The organism is Enterococcus sp. DIV1094 (assembly GCF_017316305.2).
In the GTDB taxonomy this organism is placed as follows: domain Bacteria; phylum Bacillota; class Bacilli; order Lactobacillales; family Enterococcaceae; genus Enterococcus_B; species Enterococcus_B mangumiae.
Genome location: NZ_CP147250.1, coordinates 1,312,215 through 1,328,569 on the forward strand (window position 1 = coordinate 1,312,215; position 16,355 = coordinate 1,328,569).

Consider the following 16,355-nt stretch of genomic DNA (forward strand, 5'->3'; position numbering starts at 1 on the left):
TTTATTTTTTAGACAATGTCGCCTGGATATAAATTGTTAGGATGTGAAAAATGTGGATCAAGAAAATATTGTCATCGAAATGCGAAATATCACGAAACAATTCGGTACTTTCAAAGCAAATGACAACATCAACCTTCAAGTAAAAGCAGGAGAAATCCATGCCTTGCTTGGTGAAAATGGTGCAGGTAAATCAACGTTAATGAATGTTTTATCAGGTCTTTTAGAGCCAACATCTGGTGAGATTTTGATGCACGGCAAAGAAGTAAACATCACGAGCCCAACGAAAGCGAATCAATTAGGGATCGGAATGGTGCATCAACACTTTATGTTAGTCGATGCATTCACAGTAACAGAAAATATCGTATTGGGAAGTGAGCCAAGTGCAGGCGGTATCTTGAATCGCAAAAAAGCCCGTGAAGAAATCAAACGATTGTCTGAACAATATGGCTTAGCAGTGAATCCAGATGCATACGTTCGTGATATTTCTGTCGGTATGGAACAACGTGTTGAGATTTTGAAAACACTCTATCGTGGTGCAGATGTATTGATTTTTGACGAGCCGACAGCTGTATTGACGCCGCAAGAAATCGATGAATTGATCGTGATCATGAAAGAATTAGTTAAAGAAGGAAAATCGATCATTTTGATCACACATAAATTAGATGAAATCAAAGCAGTTGCTGATCGTTGTACCGTTATCCGACGTGGACAAGGTATCGGAACTGTCAATGTGAAAGATGTTTCTTCTCAGCAGTTAGCTGATATGATGGTCGGAAGAACCGTTTCATTCAAAACAATGAAAAAAGAAGCACGTCCGCAAGAAGTCGTACTTTCTGTCGAAAATCTTGTAGTCAAAGAAAACCGTGGATTAGAAGCGGTAAAAGACTTGAGCTTAGAAGTGCGAGCAGGTGAAGTGTTGGGGATAGCTGGTATCGATGGCAATGGACAGTCGGAATTGATCCAAGCGTTGACCGGTTTACGTAAAGTGGAAAGTGGCACGGTTCGCCTGAAAGACGAAGACGTGACAAATAAAAAACCACGTAAAATCACAGAAGCTGGGCTAGGACATGTACCGGAGGATCGTCATAAATATGGCTTAGTCCTTGATATGACTTTATCTGAAAATATTGCGATGCAAACGTACTATCAAAAACCATATAGCAAAAATGGCTTATTGAATTACGGCGTGATGAATGAACATGCCAGAGACTTGATCGATGAGTACGATGTACGAACGACGAGCGAATTAGTACCAGCGAAAGCATTATCCGGTGGGAATCAACAAAAAGCCATCATTGCACGTGAAATCGATCGTGACCCTGATCTATTGATCGTTGCGAATCCGACACGTGGGTTAGATGTTGGGGCGATCGAGTTTATTCATAAACGCTTGATTGAACAACGGGATAAATTCAAAGCAGTCTTATTGATCAGTTTTGAATTAGAAGAAATTTTAAATGTGTCAGATCGTATTGCGGTAATCCATGAAGGAAAAATCGTAGGGATCGTTGATCCAAAAGAAACATCTGAAAATGAGCTAGGTCTATTGATGGCGGGCTATACTTTAGAAGAAGCACGAAGAGAGTTAGAAAAGGTGGGTGACGCACATGAATGATCGTAGCGAAAGGTTTCGTAATCTGCTAGTACCTATATTTTCAGTTATTTTAGGTTTGATTTTAGGTGCGATTTTGATGGTTGCCTTTGGTTACCATCCAATTCAAGGATATTCTTCGATGTTGAATGCTTCGTTAGGTTCTCAAAGAAGTATCGGTGAAACATTAAGAGAAGCAACTCCTTTGATTTTTACAGCATTAGGTTTTTCTGTTGCCAATTCAGCTGGATTCTTTAATATCGGGCTTTCTGGGCAAGCATTGTGTGGTTGGATCGTGAGTATCTGGACTGCATTAGCGTTTCCTGATTTACCCAAAGCTATTTTGTTACCAATGTGTGTGATCTTAGGCGCACTTGCTGGAGCCATGGCTGCAGCGATTCCAGGATTGTTGCGAGCGTTCTTCGGCACAAGTGAAGTAATCGTGACGATCATGATGAACTATATTTTGCTTTATTTAAGTACGTATACACTTCATGAAGTTATGCCGGAATCTTATCGTTCTAGTTTAGACTCTTCAAATATGATCAGTCAGAATGCTTCGTTACGTATTCCTTGGTTGACCCAGATGTTTGGCGGTTCCCGCGTGAATGGTGGACTGTTCTTGGCGTTGATCGCGTTAGTAGTGGTATGGATCGTTATGAAGAAAACAACATTAGGATTTGAGATCCGTTCCGTTGGATTGAATCCTTTTGCCTCTGAATATGCAGGGATGAGCAGTAAACGAACAATTATCTTATCAATGGTCATTTCTGGTGGTTTAGCTGGCTTAGGTGGTGTGGTAGAAGGTCTAGGAACGTATCAAAACTTCTTTGTCCAAACGACTTCTCTATCCATTGGTTTTGACGGTATGGCCGTTTCATTATTAGGTTCTGGCTCTGCCATCGGTATTTTACTATCTGCGCTATTATTCAGTGTTCTAAAAATTGGTGGATTGGGGATGCAAACAGGTGCTGGTGTACCGTTTGAGATCGTCAACGTGTCGATTGCCTTGATCATCTTCTTCGTTGGTATCAACTTCTTGATTCGTTTCCTTATGGCGAAATTCTTCCAAGGGAAAAAACAAGAAGAGATCGTTGCAACGATTGAAACGGAACCGAATCATCAAAATCAAGAAGGAGGAGAGCTGTAATGTCAACAGTAGAACTGATCTCTTTGATCCTTACATCGACACTCGTTTATTCGACACCGTTGATCTTAACTTCATTAGGCGGAACGTTTTCTGAACGAAGCGGAATCGTCAACGTTGGGTTAGAAGGCATTATGGTAATGGGTGCGTTTAGTGCAGTCGTCTTTAACTTGACGATGAGTGATACCCTAGGCTCAATGACTCCTTGGATCGCTATTTTAGTCGGCGGTGTGGTCGGTGTCCTCTTTTCATTGATTCATGCAGTCGCTACAGTCAGCTTACGAGCAGATCATATCATCAGTGGAACGGTCATCAATTTGATGGCACCTGCTTTAGGTGTATTTTTGATCAAAGCGTGGTATGGTAAAGGTCAAACAGACAATATCTCACAAAACTTAGGTTACTTTTCATTCCCTGGGTTGGCAGATATTCCAGTAATTGGACAAATTTTCTTTAGAAGTACATTTCTACCAGCATATTGTGCAATTTTGATTGCTGTTATTGCATGGTTCATTATCTTCAAAACAAAATTTGGTTTACGTTTACGTTCTGTTGGGGAAAATCCGCAAGCTGCGGATACATTAGGAATCAATGTTTACGCGATGCGCTATTCAGGTGTAATGATTTCTGGTCTTCTTGGAGGAATGGGTGGTGCTGTTTTTGCTCAATCAATCTCTGGGAACTTTTCAGCAGGAACGATTGTCGGTCAAGGGTTCATCTCGATGGCTGCCATGATTTTTGGTAAATGGAATCCTTTAGGTGCGATGGGCGCTTCATTATTCTTTGGATTTGCGCAAAGTTTAAGTATTATCGGTGCGCAATTACCAGTAATCTCATCGATTCCACCAGTGTTACTACAAATTGCGCCTTATCTATTGACGATCATCGTTTTAGTGGCGTTCTTAGGTAAAGCATCTGGACCAAAAGCAAACGGTAAGAATTATATAAAATCCAAATAATCGTTTAGTGATTAAAAAGGGCGGGTTACGGGAAGTTTTTTTCGTCTCGCCCTTTTTACTTTATAAAGAAAATAAATAGAAAGAAGGAATACTCATGTTTAAACGCGTACATTTGATCGTCATGGATTCAGTCGGAATCGGAGAAGCACCTGATGCTGAAAAATTCGGAGATAAAGGCTCGGATACGTTAGGTCATATTGCCAAAGAAGCTGGGTTGACGATACCGAATTTGGAGCAACTTGGATTAGGGACGATCCGTCCATTAGAAGGTGTTCAAGCGATAGAAGACCACCAAGGCTATGCAACGAAATTAGAAGAAGTTTCTGTCGGTAAAGACACAATGACTGGTCACTGGGAAATCATGGGTTTGAATATCAAAACGCCATTTCGTGTTTTTCCAAACGGCTTCCCCGACGAATTACTGAAGAAAATCGAAGACTTCTCTGGACGTAAAATCGTTTGTAATGAACCGTATAGCGGAACAGCCGTCATTGACGACTTTGGTGAGCATCAAATGAAAACAGGTGACTTGATCGTTTATACGTCAGCTGATCCAGTATTACAAATTGCTGCACATGAAGAAATTATTCCTTTAGAAGAACTGTATCGAATTTGTGAATATGTTCGTGAGATTACAAAAGATGATCCTTATATGATCGGTCGAATCATTGCACGCCCGTATGTGGGAGAACCCGGCAACTTTACACGAACAAGCAACCGTCACGATTACGCATTAGATCCATTTGGTCATACAGTTTTAGACTCATTGAAAGAAGCAGGCAAAGATGTCATCGCGGTAGGTAAGATCAATGATATTTTCAATGGTCAAGGCATCACTGACTCTGTTCGTACGAAGAGTAATATGGATGGCGTCGATCAATTATTGAACGTGATGAAACAAGACTTCACTGGTTTGAGTTTCACTAACTTAGTTGACTTTGATGCGTTATACGGTCACCGCCGAGATGTGGTTGGTTACGCGCGTGCGATCGAAGATTTTGACTTGCGTCTTCCAGAATTATTCGATGCAATGGCAGACGATGACTTATTGTTGATCACCGCTGACCATGGGAATGATCCGACCTTTACTGGTACTGATCATACTCGGGAATACGTGCCGCTACTTGCTTATAGTAAACAGATGAACGAGCAAGGCAGTTTACCACAAGGCTATTATGCGGATATCTCTGCAACGATTGCCGAAAACTTTGACGTAGCAGCTACTGAAAATGGCGAAAGCTTCTTGAAATTATTGAAATAAGCAACAGCAGCATCCACTTGTGAATCATCATTGGCTTTATTATGTAAGATCGAACAATCAAAATTTTATATATAGGAGAAAAACAATGAAATTAAATGAGATGTTACAAGAAACGACAGCGTTTATCAAAAGTAAAGGGGTAGGCACCATCGATTTCGGGATGATCCTCGGTTCAGGCTTAGGAGAATTAGCAGAAGAAATCGAAGAAGCAATCGTGATTCCTTATGACAAGATTCCTTTCTTCCCAACTTCGACAGTTGTTGGGCATGCAGGACAGCTTGTCTACGGGACCCTTTCAGGGAAAAAAGTATTGGCGATGCAAGGACGCTTCCATTTTTATGAAGGTCATTCCATGCAAACCGTCACTTATCCAGTACGTGTAATGGCTGCATTAGACGCTCATTCAGTTGTCGTGACGAATGCGTGTGGTGGAGTGAATGAATCATTTGCACCAGGAGATTTGATGTTGATCACCGATCATATCAACTTTACAGGCCAAAATCCATTGATTGGACCAAATGAAGAAGAAATGGGGCCTCGTTTCCCTGATATGAGTGAAGCCTATACAAAAGCCTATCGTGAAATTGCAAAAGCAGCAGCGGCCTCATTAGATGTAGAATTAAAAGAAGGTGTGTATATGGGTTATTCTGGTCCAACGTACGAAACACCAGCTGAGATTCGGATGTCTCGAGTGATGGGGGCAGACGCAGTCGGTATGTCGACTGTACCAGAAGTCATTGTTGCAGCACATAGCGGTTTGAAAGTCTTAGGTATCTCTTGTATCACCAACTTGGCTGCGGGTATGCAAGCGAACTTGAATCACGAAGAAGTCGTTGAAACAACTGAGAGAGTCAAACAAACATTTAAATCATTGATCAAAGAAACACTTTCTTTACTATAAAAAATTGATTGCGAGGTTTGAAAATGAGTGTTCATATTGAAGCAAAGCCAGGAGAGATTGCAGATAAGATTTTACTTCCTGGAGATCCACTAAGAGCAAAATATATTGCAGAAACTTTTTTAGAGAATCCGGTTTGTTACAACCAAGTACGCGGTATGCTTGGGTATACTGGAACGTATAAAGGAGAAAGAGTCTCTGTTCAAGGAACAGGGATGGGGATGCCATCAGCGATGATCTATGCCCATGAGTTGGTAAATTCCTATGATGTAAAAAAATTGATTCGTGTAGGAACATGCGGTGCCTTGTCAAAAGACGTACACGTTCGTGACCTAGTATTAGCACAAGGAGCTGCGACAAGTTCTTCTATGATCGAAAAGAATTTCAATGCATTCCACTTCCCACCAATCTGTGATTTTGACTTGTTGTTAAAAGCATACGAAGTGGCAAAAGAAAAAGGCTTTACTACCCACGTTGGTAACGTGCTATCAGAAGATTCTTTCTACAAAGACGATTTGACAGAAACATTCAAGTTAGCAGAACTTGGCGTGATGGGCGTTGAAATGGAAGCTGCTGCGCTGTACTATCTAGGTGCAAAATACAAAGTACAGACACTAGCAATCATGACAGTCAGTGACCATCTGATCACAGGCGAAGAAACAACAGCCAGCGAACGCCAAACAACATTCAATGATATGATCGAAGTTGGATTGGAAACAGCGATTCAAGGGTAAATAAGAGTTAAATAGCAAGAAAAAATGACTGCCTAACTTTCTTTTAAGAGAAATTGGCAGTCATTTTTTTAACAATTTAAAAAGACTAGAAAGAAGAAAGTTTCTTTCTAGTCCAAAAAAGTTAGGTTTGCTATCAACAGTAGTTGCTAATTATTTGAAAATTAAATATCAGTATCTAAAGTCAGTGATTCTAATAATACTCGTCCTGTTGTGCTTTGTCCTGGATGCCCAGGTACTCTATAAACTCGGATGACTTGACCTGAAGTACCAGCAATAGTTTGTCGTACTTGGATGTTTCCATCAACTGTTCTTCTAGAAGAATAGTAGTTGGTTCCATTATATGTTTCAAAAAGATATCTTCCATTAACAGTAACCATTAATCTTTCTCGACTGTTAAAACGTTCAGGTGTCAATGTTAAATAAGCAAGCGCTCGGCTTCCTTCTCTTCCTACAGACAGCAATCTTGTTTCCGTCACGTCTGACTCAGTCGTAACTTCGATATTGTCATATGTCGCCCACCCATTCCATGTAGAAGCAAAGCGCACAAGGTATGTATTTTCAGCGTCTGGCGTCGTAAATGTAAGTTTGCCACGTTCCCAGTCCTCATTATTATGTTCACTACGTTCTAATACATCAAACCCTACACCATGAGTCATGATTCCTAATTCAACACGACCTGGAGAAGATTCGCTTGCGGCAACATCATAACTAAATGTATAAGTCGTATTTGGTTTTAGTGTGACATACTGGTGAACGTTTTCGCCATTTTTTGCTAATGCAAAGTTATTTCCATTAACTGTTTGAAGTGTTGGATTATTTGTGGCTGGGTCACTAACGATCCAACGATCAAACCCTGCATCAAAGTTCCCATTATGGATATATAGCTCTTGTTCAATTGCCTGTTTACTTGTGCTAACTAAGTCAGTTGTGGATAGACTTGTTGCGAATGTTGAAACAGATCCTCCTAAACTCAAAAATACCATACCTGCTACCATCATTGTTTTTAAATTGTTTTTGATCATCTTGTCTCTCCTCTATCTATATGAATTTTTTTATTTTTTATTTCGTTTGTAAGATGCAATCATTTGATCTGTTTGTATCTCACAAATTAATAATAACCTGGAAAATAACATTTATGTAACCGCTTTTTTCCAGATAACCATCGTTTTTAGAAAAAAGTGGTAAAATAAGAAGGATTATGGTTGAGTTGGTCTCAGTTTGTTTTATTTTTGAATAACGAAAGGGTAGTGGGGGAATACATCCGTTTGTGATTTTTGCGAATCGATCATTTAGAAAAACATGTAAATATTGTATGGATAAAAATTATCGTATGAGTTTACTTTTCTGGTATCTTGCTATACTAAAAAAAAGAAAAGGTATAATCATTAAGTAAGGATTAGCATTTTGAGATGATTGAGAAAGTTGGTGGTGAAAGCAATAAACAGTATTTTTACATAGTAAGATGATCATGTGGAGGGGCGATATGAAGAAGAATGCAAGATGGCCAATCGTCCGATTGATTGGTGTTTCAGATGAAGGCAGATAAAATTCAGCTAACTCTAAAAAAAAGTATCATTCTGACTATATGGGTAATCATTTTTTCTATAATAAACTTTGGAATCATAAGAAGTAAGGCCATTCTCATGCTATTAGAAAATAATCAATTGGGTCTAAATTTGCTAATGATCCTATTTATTTACGTACTTTGCATGCCCGAATTAAATCGAGCCTTAAAAGGTCTGAATCTGTCAATGATGAAACAAGTAGGATTCACTTTGCTACTTTTGTTAGTGACGAATTTCATATATATGATACTTGTATTTGGCAGTTTTGAAGTAGTCTCACAAAATTTCGATAGTGTTGTTCTATTTTCTGTCATCGTGATTGCCCCAATAAGAGAAGAATTAGTTTACCGTTACCTATTTTTGAGTATAACTGATTCTAGTTGGTTAAAAATAGTTTTGGGTTTGGTTTCAACAGGATTCTTTTTCTATGGGCATAGCTTTACATATGGTGGAAATCTATTCGCAATGGTCCAAGTTCTATTTTTGACTTTAGCTACAACATATCTATACGTGAAAACCAACAATATATTCCCTGCTATTATGTTACATAGCTCGTATAATCTATTTGTTCTCTTGCTGTCGCTGGTCCAATTAATGTGTAAACAACTAAACCAATTCTAGTTAATTTTGTTTCTTTCGAACGATTTTTACTAGTACATTCATATAGGTAGTATGTAATTTAGTACCATTAGTATTAAGCAGCGAAGTCTGCATCCACCCAATATCTAAAAAAACAGCCCCATCATCTCTTATAATAATAAAAGATGATGAGGCTGTCTTACTTATAATAGAGTATCTATTATAAGTAGTATTTTTTGATAACAGTCAAGTCGTCGTTTAATTCATAAACAAGTGGTTGACCTGTTGGGATTTCAAGATCCATGATGTCTTCATCAGAGATTCCTTCGATGTGTTTTGCTAATGCGCGTAAAGAGTTACCGTGTGCAGCAACTAAGACAGTTTTGTTGTCTAACAAAGCTGGTGCAATTTCGTCTTGCCAGAATGGCAATGCGCGTTCTAAAGTAACTTTCAAGTTTTCGCCACCAGGTACGTCGCGTTTGTCTAACATTGCATAACGACGATCGTTTGCTGCTGAACCTTCATCAGTTGCTTCCATTAATGGAGGAAGAGTGTCATATGAACGACGCCAGATGTGAACTTGTTCGTCACCGTATTTTTCTGCTGTTTCTTTTTTATTTAGACCTTGTAATTTACCATAATGACGTTCGTTTAAGCGCCATGATTTGATTTGTGGTACCCAAAGTTGATCTGAGTATTCTAAAATCAAGTTACAAGTTTTGATAGCACGAGTTAATACAGAAGTATAAGCAACATCAAATTCAATTCCAGCTTCTTTGATTTTACGTCCGCCTTCTTTTGCTTCTTCGATTCCTTCTGGTGCTAGGTTTACATCAGCCCAACCAGTAAATTGGTTCAATGCATTCCATTCGCTAAGACCGTGACGAGAAAAAACTAATTTTGGCATGTTTAACTCTCCTTTTAAAAATAAGTGATATTTCTGAAAATTTCAGTTCTGCCTTATTGTACAATGTTTTTCATAAGATTTCCATTGTAAAATGAAAGCAGTTTGTCCAAAAGGTCACAGGATAACTAAAAAAAAGGCTGTGAAACAAGCGTTATTACAGAGCTTTGCTCATAAAACTTGTCTAACAACCTTTTTTATAAATAAGTAAAATAATTTCTGTTTGGTGAGTGGGTGTAGCTTCTAGCTATCAGATGATGAAATCCTCGAAATTCCACTCGCTCACTAGTTGAATAATTGCTGAATCTCTTTTTCAGGTAGATTGATGTATTTGTAGCAAGTGCCGACTGAAACGCCGCATTTGGAAGAAATAAATTGGATCGTTTCTTTCTTTTCATAGTAAAGTCGACGAATTTTTTTGATTGTTTTGGCATCGATTTTTGGTCGACCGCCGATTTTTCCTTTTTTACGTGCTTCTTCTAATCCAATCAGTGTGCGTTCTTTGATCAATGCACACTCCATCTCAGCTAATCCTTCCATCAACTGGAAGTAGACCGTCCCCATAGGTTCGCGAGTATCGATTTTTTCTGTGATGCTGACTAGATGTAACCCACGGTCTTTGAATAATTTCGTGAATTCTGTTAATTGTCTTGTCGATTTTCCTAAATGGTGAAGTTGGCAAATAACCAATGTATCGCCTTGCTCCATTTTATCGATGACTTTCTCTAAGCAAATTGTGTCAGATAAAGTATCTTTTTGACCATAAGTTTCGTGAAAAATTTCGTGACAACCAAAATCAGAGAGTTTTTGCATTTGAGCCGTCAAATCGACATCATTGATAGTTGTACGTGCATAACCGATAATCTTCATGGTGATTCCTTTCTAGCAAAGTTTTCTAAGTGTTTGAGACAAGTAAAAATGTAGCATAAAGTAACTGAAAAAGATAGTTTTTTTAGGTATTTTCAACGAATCTCTTTACCATTATTTTTGAAAGGGAGTATCAAGTACATCCACGCCATTTTCAGAGGCAACGACTACCTTTGAAACCATATTTAAAAACAAGCCGTGTTCGACCACACCGACTAATTGATCCAAGTAAGCCGCTAATTTTTCAGGGTCTTCGATTCGTTCTAAATGAAGGTCAATAATATAATGACCGCTATCTGTTAATACGGTCTCTCCAGCTTCCGTTTGGCGTAAGACAGGTTGATAGTTTTTTTCTTCAAAAAGACGCATCAATTGTTGAGAACCATAAGGGATGACTTCGACAGGGAGTGGGAAGCGTCCTAATTGATCGACCATTTTTGACCCATCAACGATCCAGATCGTTTGTTTGGAATACGTTGCAACGATCTTTTCAAACAATAGGGCAGCACCGCCACCTTTGATTCCTTGGAAATCCGCGCTGATCTCATCGGCACCATCGATCGTCAAATCGACCATCGAAACTTCATCGATACTTTTCAAAGGGATACCTAAGCCTTCTGCTTGTGCTTTTGTGCCGCTAGAAGTAGTGACCCCAGTGATTTTCAATCCTTCTTCACGCATGCGACGTCCGATTTCTTCTACCATATAATAAGCAGTTGATCCAGTTCCTAGTCCAACGATCATCCCGTCTTCAACAAATTCTGCTGCTTTGATACCTACTAATTGTTTTAAGTTCATTCCTATCCCTCCAGCAATTTTGTAGCTCTTTACTTGCTATTTTAGCTTGATTTCAGCGAAAAAGATAGGGAGCATACCAGAAATTTTATGGGACAGAAAAAAATGTATATGTTTGGTTGACAATCTTTTTTATCCATGATATTCTAACCAAGGTGCTTTATCTACAGGTCTCTGTTTAGGGACGTGCTGACTGTTTATCAAAGCATATTTGATAAAGATGCATAACTTGCATTTATTTTTTATCGCAAAAAAAGAACCACCTGGATGTGTGGAACTAGATGTGAATCGTGGGAAGGAGGAACTAGGAATGCCTACAATTAACCAATTAGTACGTAAACCTCGTAAATCAAAGGTGGAAAAATCTAATTCACCTGCTTTGAACAAAGGATATAACAGCTTTAAGAAAACTCAAACAAACGTGAACTCTCCTCAAAAACGTGGGGTAGCTACACGTGTGGGTACAATGACACCTAAAAAACCGAACTCAGCTTTACGTAAATATGCTCGTGTTCGTTTGTCAAACTTAATTGAAGTTACTGCTTATATCCCAGGGATTGGTCACAATTTACAAGAACACAGCGTGGTACTATTACGCGGTGGACGTGTAAAAGACTTACCAGGGGTACGTTACCATATCGTTCGTGGTGCACTTGATACTGCTGGTGTAAACGATCGTAAACAAAGCCGTTCTAAATACGGTACGAAAAGACCTAAAGCTTAATTTTAATTATTTACTACAAATGAAATTCGAACTTACTATATAATAGTCGTTCGATCAACTATGAAGAATATTTCGGAAGGAGGAGTTACGGATGCCACGTAAAGGTCCTGTTGCAAAACGTGATGTTTTACCAGATCCTATTTATAACTCAAAATTAGTAACTCGCTTGATCAACCGTGTAATGGTTGACGGAAAACGCGGTGTTGCTGCTAATATTATCTATAATGCCTTTGATTTGATCAAAGAATCTACAGGTAACGATCCATTAGAAGTGTTTGAACAAGCAATGAACAATGTTATGCCTGTTCTTGAAGTTAAAGCACGTCGTGTTGGGGGTTCAAACTATCAAGTACCAGTTGAAGTTCGCCCTGAACGTCGTACGACTTTAGCGCTACGTTGGGTAGTTAACTACGCTCGCTTGCGCGGTGAACACACAATGGAAGAACGCTTAGCGAAAGAAATCATGGACGCTGCAAACAACACTGGAGCTTCTGTTAAAAAACGCGAAGACACACACAAAATGGCAGACGCGAACCGCGCATTTGCTCATTATCGTTGGTAAGATCCTCTCTGTCTGTCGGCTAACCCCGCAGCAGAAAGTCAATTTACAATCGATTTAAATAAAGAGAGGAGTAAGAAAATGGCAAGAGAATTTTCGCTAGAAAAAACTCGTAATATTGGTATCATGGCTCACGTTGATGCAGGTAAAACTACAACAACAGAGCGTATCTTGTACTATACTGGTAAAATCCATAAAATCGGTGAAACTCACGAAGGAGCTTCACAGATGGACTGGATGGAGCAAGAACAAGAACGTGGTATCACAATTACATCTGCTGCCACTACTGCGCAGTGGAAAGGTTACCGCGTAAATATCATCGATACACCAGGACACGTAGACTTCACAATCGAAGTTCAACGTTCTCTACGTGTATTGGATGGTGCTGTAACTGTACTTGATGCACAATCAGGTGTTGAACCTCAAACAGAAACTGTTTGGCGTCAAGCAACTGAGTACCGAGTGCCTCGTATCGTATTCTGTAACAAAATGGATAAAATCGGTGCAGACTTCTTATACTCAGTAAAATCATTGCACGATCGCTTACAAGCGAACGCGCATCCAATCCAATTGCCAATCGGTTCTGAAGATAACTTCACAGGTATCATTGACTTGGTAACGATGAAAGCAGAGATCTACACAAACGATCTAGGCACAGACATCCAAGAAACTGAAATCCCTGAAGAATATGCAGAACAAGCACAAGAATGGCGTGAAAAATTAGTCGAAGCTGTTGCTGAAACAGACGAAGAACTAATGATGAAATATCTTGAAGGTGAAGAAATCACTCAAGAAGAATTAGTTGCTGGTATCCGCCGTGCAACAATCAACGTTGAGTTCTTCCCTGTATTGGCTGGTTCAGCATTCAAGAATAAAGGGGTCCAATTGATGTTGGATGCTGTTCTTGATTACTTGCCATCACCATTAGATATCGAAGCAATTAAAGGTATTGACTCAAAAACAGACGAAGAAACAACTCGTCCTGCAGATGACGAAGCTCCTTTTGCTTCATTAGCATTTAAAGTAATGACTGACCCATTCGTAGGTCGTCTAACTTTCTTCCGTGTCTATTCTGGTGTCCTTGAAAGTGGTTCATACGTATTGAACGCATCTAAAGGCAAAAAAGAACGTATCGGTCGTATTCTACAAATGCACGCAAACACTCGTCAAGAAATCGACAAAGTGTATTCAGGTGATATCGCCGCTGCTGTTGGATTGAAAGATACAACAACAGGGGACACATTGTGTGCGTTAGACGCGCCAGTTATCCTTGAATCAATCGAATTCCCAGAACCAGTTATCCAAGTCGCTGTTGAGCCTAAATCAAAAGCTGACCAAGATAAAATGGGTATTGCGTTGCAAAAACTTGCAGAAGAAGATCCTTCATTCCGTGTTGAAACAAACGTTGAAACAGGTGAAACAGTTATCTCAGGTATGGGTGAGTTGCACTTGGACGTATTAGTAGACCGTATGAAACGCGAATTTAAAGTTGAAGCAAACGTTGGTGCGCCTCAAGTTTCTTACCGCGAAACATTCCGTGAAGCAACTAAAGCGGAAGGTAAATTCGTACGTCAGTCTGGTGGTAAAGGTCAATACGGTCACGTATGGGTTGAATTTACACCAAACGAAGAAGGAAAAGGCTTCGAATTCGAAAACGCAATCGTTGGTGGTGTGGTTCCACGTGAATACATCCCAGCAGTTGAAAAAGGATTAGAAGAATCAATGAATAACGGTGTTCTTGCTGGTTATCCATTAGTGGATATCAAAGCAAAACTTTACGATGGTTCATACCATGACGTCGATTCAAATGAAACAGCGTTCCGTGTTGCTGCATCTATGTCTCTAAGAGCTGCTGCAAAACACGCACGCCCTGTGATCCTTGAACCAATGATGAAAGTTACGATCACTGTACCAGAAGATTACTTAGGTGATATCATGGGACACGTAACAAGCCGTCGCGGACGTGTTGAAGGAATGGAAGCACACGGTAACTCACAAATCGTTAATGCAATCGTTCCATTGGCAGAAATGTTCGGATATGCAACAACATTGCGTTCAGCAACTCAAGGACGTGGTACATTCATGATGGTATTTGACCACTACGAAGACGTACCAAAATCTGTTCAAGAAGAAATCATTAAGAAAAACGGCGGAAAAGCTGAATAATTTCTTAAGGCAAGGTAGTCTCGTGAAGAGATTTATCTAGAGACTGTATTTTTTATGCAGTTTCGTGTAAAATAACTTTTGATGATACGGGCATGTGATTGGCAGTTTTGTCCATCACATACCTATCAGACAAATAAAAAATTAAACTGTAATTTTAGGGAGGATATTTTAAAATGGCAAAAGAAAAATTTGACCGTTCGAAACCACACGTTAACATTGGTACTATCGGACACGTTGACCATGGTAAAACAACTTTAACAGCTGCAATCACAACTGTACTATCTAAGAAAAACGGCGGCCAAGCAATGGCTTACGATCAAATCGATGGTGCTCCAGAAGAACGCGAACGCGGAATCACTATCTCAACAGCTCACGTTGAGTACGAAACTGACGCACGTCACTACGCTCACGTTGACTGCCCAGGACACGCGGACTACGTTAAAAACATGATCACTGGTGCTGCTCAAATGGACGGAGCAATCTTAGTTGTTTCTGCTGCTGACGGCCCTATGCCTCAAACTCGTGAACACATCCTATTATCTCGTCAAGTTGGTGTACCATACATCGTTGTATTCTTGAACAAAGTAGATATGGTTGATGATGAAGAATTACTAGAATTAGTTGAAATGGAAGTTCGTGACCTATTAACAGAATACGAATTCCCTGGTGACGATGTTCCTGTAATCGCTGGTTCAGCTTTAAGAGCTTTAGAAGGCGACGCTTCATACGAAGAAAAAATTCTTGAATTGATGGCTGCAGTTGACGAATATATCCCAACTCCAGAACGTGACAACGACAAACCATTCATGATGCCAGTTGAGGACGTATTCTCAATCACTGGTCGTGGTACTGTTGCTACAGGACGTGTTGAACGTGGACAAGTTCGTGTTGGTGACGTTATCGATATCGTTGGTATCGCAGAAGAAACAGCTCAAACAACAGTAACTGGTGTTGAAATGTTCCGTAAATTATTAGACTACGCTGAAGCAGGCGATAACATTGGTGCGTTACTACGTGGTGTTTCACGTGAAGACATCCAACGTGGTCAAGTTTTAGCTAAACCAGGTACAATTACACCTCATACAAAATTCTCTGCAGAAGTATACGTGTTGACTAAAGAAGAAGGTGGACGTCATACTCCATTCTTCACTAACTACCGTCCACAATTCTACTTCCGTACGACTGACGTAACTGGTGTTGTTGAATTACCAGAAGGAACTGAAATGGTTATGCCTGGCGACAACGTAACAATGGAAGTTGAATTAATCCACCCAATCGCTATCGAAAACGGTACTAAATTCTCAATCCGTGAAGGCGGACGTACAGTTGGTGCCGGTGTCGTTACAGAAATCAAAGCTTAATTCATTTTAAGCCTAATGAAGTAACATCTATTCGGACGTTAAAGTTCGAGGTAAGGATCTTGATCCTTTGCCTCGAACTTTTTTTATGTAAAAGATGCGTGTCTTGTTTTGGCGAGCGTTTCCTCTTAATTAAATCGCGTGATCATGTGTGTGCTGTCCCCACCCAAACAATGACATAGATGAAAACAACACAAGCATTCACCTCCTTGTTCGTTTATAATTGATTTTATGAAAGGGAACATTCT

The 16,355-nt window shown here is 39.7% G+C and carries 15 protein-coding genes; 11 read left to right on the forward strand and 4 right to left on the reverse strand.

Translation table 11 applies throughout. The features are described 5' to 3' along the window. The first annotated feature begins 52 nt into the window (after positions 1–52). The 6 genes from DOK79_RS06340 to deoD all read left to right on the forward strand — a co-directional run bounded on the left by DOK79_RS06340 (position 53) and on the right by deoD (position 6,590). A complete protein-coding gene (locus DOK79_RS06340; protein WP_206854644.1) occupies positions 53–1,615 on the forward strand; it encodes an ATP-binding cassette domain-containing protein in 1,563 nt (520 codons plus the stop codon). Next, a complete protein-coding gene (locus DOK79_RS06345) occupies positions 1,608–2,741 on the forward strand; it encodes an ABC transporter permease (protein ID WP_206854640.1) in 1,134 nt (377 codons plus the stop codon). The genes DOK79_RS06340 and DOK79_RS06345 overlap by 8 nt, the downstream gene beginning before the upstream one ends. Continuing rightward, entirely contained in the window at positions 2,741–3,697 is a 957-nt protein-coding gene (locus DOK79_RS06350; protein WP_206854638.1) for an ABC transporter permease, read from the forward strand. The genes DOK79_RS06345 and DOK79_RS06350 overlap by 1 nt, the downstream gene beginning before the upstream one ends. A gap of 94 nt (positions 3,698–3,791) precedes the next feature. After that, positions 3,792–4,958, forward strand: a complete 1,167-nt coding sequence (gene deoB / locus DOK79_RS06355) for a phosphopentomutase (RefSeq protein WP_206854635.1) — start codon at positions 3,792–3,794, stop codon at positions 4,956–4,958. An 85-nt stretch (positions 4,959–5,043) separates the two neighbouring features. Next, positions 5,044–5,859 carry a purine-nucleoside phosphorylase gene (locus DOK79_RS06360; RefSeq protein ID WP_206854631.1) on the forward strand — a complete coding sequence of 272 codons (816 nt, stop codon included), beginning with the start codon at positions 5,044–5,046 and terminating at the stop codon, positions 5,857–5,859. Positions 5,860–5,882: 23 nt separating this feature from the next. After that, positions 5,883–6,590: a purine-nucleoside phosphorylase gene (gene deoD / locus DOK79_RS06365; protein WP_206854629.1), complete on the forward strand. Its 708-nt coding sequence runs from the start codon at positions 5,883–5,885 to the stop codon at positions 6,588–6,590. Positions 6,591–6,751: 161 nt separating this feature from the next. Here deoD and DOK79_RS06370 read toward each other — a convergent pair whose 3' ends face one another. Then, complete coding sequence (locus DOK79_RS06370) at positions 6,752–7,612, reverse strand: carbohydrate binding domain-containing protein (protein ID WP_206854627.1); 861 nt, start codon at positions 7,610–7,612, stop codon at positions 6,752–6,754. Between the two features lie 786 nt (positions 7,613–8,398). On the opposite strand from DOK79_RS06370, the gene DOK79_RS15480 reads away from it, so the two are divergent. Further along, complete coding sequence (locus DOK79_RS15480; RefSeq protein ID WP_422392098.1) at positions 8,399–8,776, forward strand: CPBP family intramembrane glutamic endopeptidase; 378 nt, start codon at positions 8,399–8,401, stop codon at positions 8,774–8,776. Positions 8,777–8,954: 178 nt separating this feature from the next. Here DOK79_RS15480 and DOK79_RS06375 read toward each other — a convergent pair whose 3' ends face one another. The 3 genes from DOK79_RS06375 to rpiA form a co-directional block, all read right to left on the reverse strand. Then, complete coding sequence (locus DOK79_RS06375; protein WP_010734478.1) at positions 8,955–9,641, reverse strand: 2,3-diphosphoglycerate-dependent phosphoglycerate mutase; 687 nt, start codon at positions 9,639–9,641, stop codon at positions 8,955–8,957. Between the two features lie 282 nt (positions 9,642–9,923). Further along, positions 9,924–10,508, reverse strand: a complete 585-nt coding sequence (locus DOK79_RS06380) for a recombinase family protein (RefSeq protein WP_206854625.1) — start codon at positions 10,506–10,508, stop codon at positions 9,924–9,926. 111 nt (positions 10,509–10,619) lie between these two features. Further along, positions 10,620–11,303, reverse strand: coding sequence for a ribose-5-phosphate isomerase RpiA (rpiA, locus tag DOK79_RS06385; RefSeq protein ID WP_206854624.1), 684 nt, complete (start codon positions 11,301–11,303; stop codon positions 10,620–10,622). Between the two features lie 307 nt (positions 11,304–11,610). Here rpiA and rpsL point away from each other — a divergent pair, with 307 nt between their 5' ends. From rpsL to tuf, 4 genes are all read left to right on the forward strand, one after another. Then, on the forward strand, positions 11,611–12,024 hold the full coding sequence (gene rpsL, locus DOK79_RS06390) for a 30S ribosomal protein S12 (protein ID WP_010734475.1): 414 nt from the start codon (positions 11,611–11,613) through the stop codon (positions 12,022–12,024). A gap of 91 nt (positions 12,025–12,115) precedes the next feature. Next, the gene (gene rpsG / locus DOK79_RS06395) at positions 12,116–12,586 is read left to right on the forward strand and encodes a 30S ribosomal protein S7 (RefSeq protein ID WP_010734474.1); all 471 of its coding nucleotides are present in this window, start codon (positions 12,116–12,118) and stop codon (positions 12,584–12,586) included. A 78-nt stretch (positions 12,587–12,664) separates the two neighbouring features. Next, entirely contained in the window at positions 12,665–14,749 is a 2,085-nt protein-coding gene (fusA, locus tag DOK79_RS06400; protein ID WP_206854621.1) for an elongation factor G, read from the forward strand. Positions 14,750–14,922: 173 nt separating this feature from the next. Further along, positions 14,923–16,110, forward strand: a complete 1,188-nt coding sequence (tuf, locus tag DOK79_RS06405; protein WP_010734472.1) for an elongation factor Tu — start codon at positions 14,923–14,925, stop codon at positions 16,108–16,110. The last annotated feature ends 245 nt before the right edge of the window (positions 16,111–16,355 follow it).

Coding starts and splice junctions, on each gene's coding strand:
- DOK79_RS06375 (WP_010734478.1), bottom strand. CDS start 9,641: ATGCCAAAATTAGTTTTTTCTCGTCACGGTCTTAGCGAATGGAATGCA.
- DOK79_RS06370 (WP_206854627.1), bottom strand. CDS start 7,612: ATGATCAAAAACAATTTAAAAACAATGATGGTAGCAGGTATGGTATTT.
- DOK79_RS15480 (WP_422392098.1), top strand. CDS start 8,399: ATGATACTTGTATTTGGCAGTTTTGAAGTAGTCTCACAAAATTTCGAT.
- DOK79_RS06360 (WP_206854631.1), top strand. CDS start 5,044: ATGAAATTAAATGAGATGTTACAAGAAACGACAGCGTTTATCAAAAGT.
- rpiA (WP_206854624.1), bottom strand. CDS start 11,303: ATGAACTTAAAACAATTAGTAGGTATCAAAGCAGCAGAATTTGTTGAA.
- DOK79_RS06380 (WP_206854625.1), bottom strand. CDS start 10,508: ATGAAGATTATCGGTTATGCACGTACAACTATCAATGATGTCGATTTG.
- rpsL (WP_010734475.1), top strand. CDS start 11,611: ATGCCTACAATTAACCAATTAGTACGTAAACCTCGTAAATCAAAGGTG.
- DOK79_RS06350 (WP_206854638.1), top strand. CDS start 2,741: ATGTCAACAGTAGAACTGATCTCTTTGATCCTTACATCGACACTCGTT.
- deoB (WP_206854635.1), top strand. CDS start 3,792: ATGTTTAAACGCGTACATTTGATCGTCATGGATTCAGTCGGAATCGGA.
- rpsG (WP_010734474.1), top strand. CDS start 12,116: ATGCCACGTAAAGGTCCTGTTGCAAAACGTGATGTTTTACCAGATCCT.
- fusA (WP_206854621.1), top strand. CDS start 12,665: ATGGCAAGAGAATTTTCGCTAGAAAAAACTCGTAATATTGGTATCATG.
- deoD (WP_206854629.1), top strand. CDS start 5,883: ATGAGTGTTCATATTGAAGCAAAGCCAGGAGAGATTGCAGATAAGATT.
- tuf (WP_010734472.1), top strand. CDS start 14,923: ATGGCAAAAGAAAAATTTGACCGTTCGAAACCACACGTTAACATTGGT.
- DOK79_RS06345 (WP_206854640.1), top strand. CDS start 1,608: ATGAATGATCGTAGCGAAAGGTTTCGTAATCTGCTAGTACCTATATTT.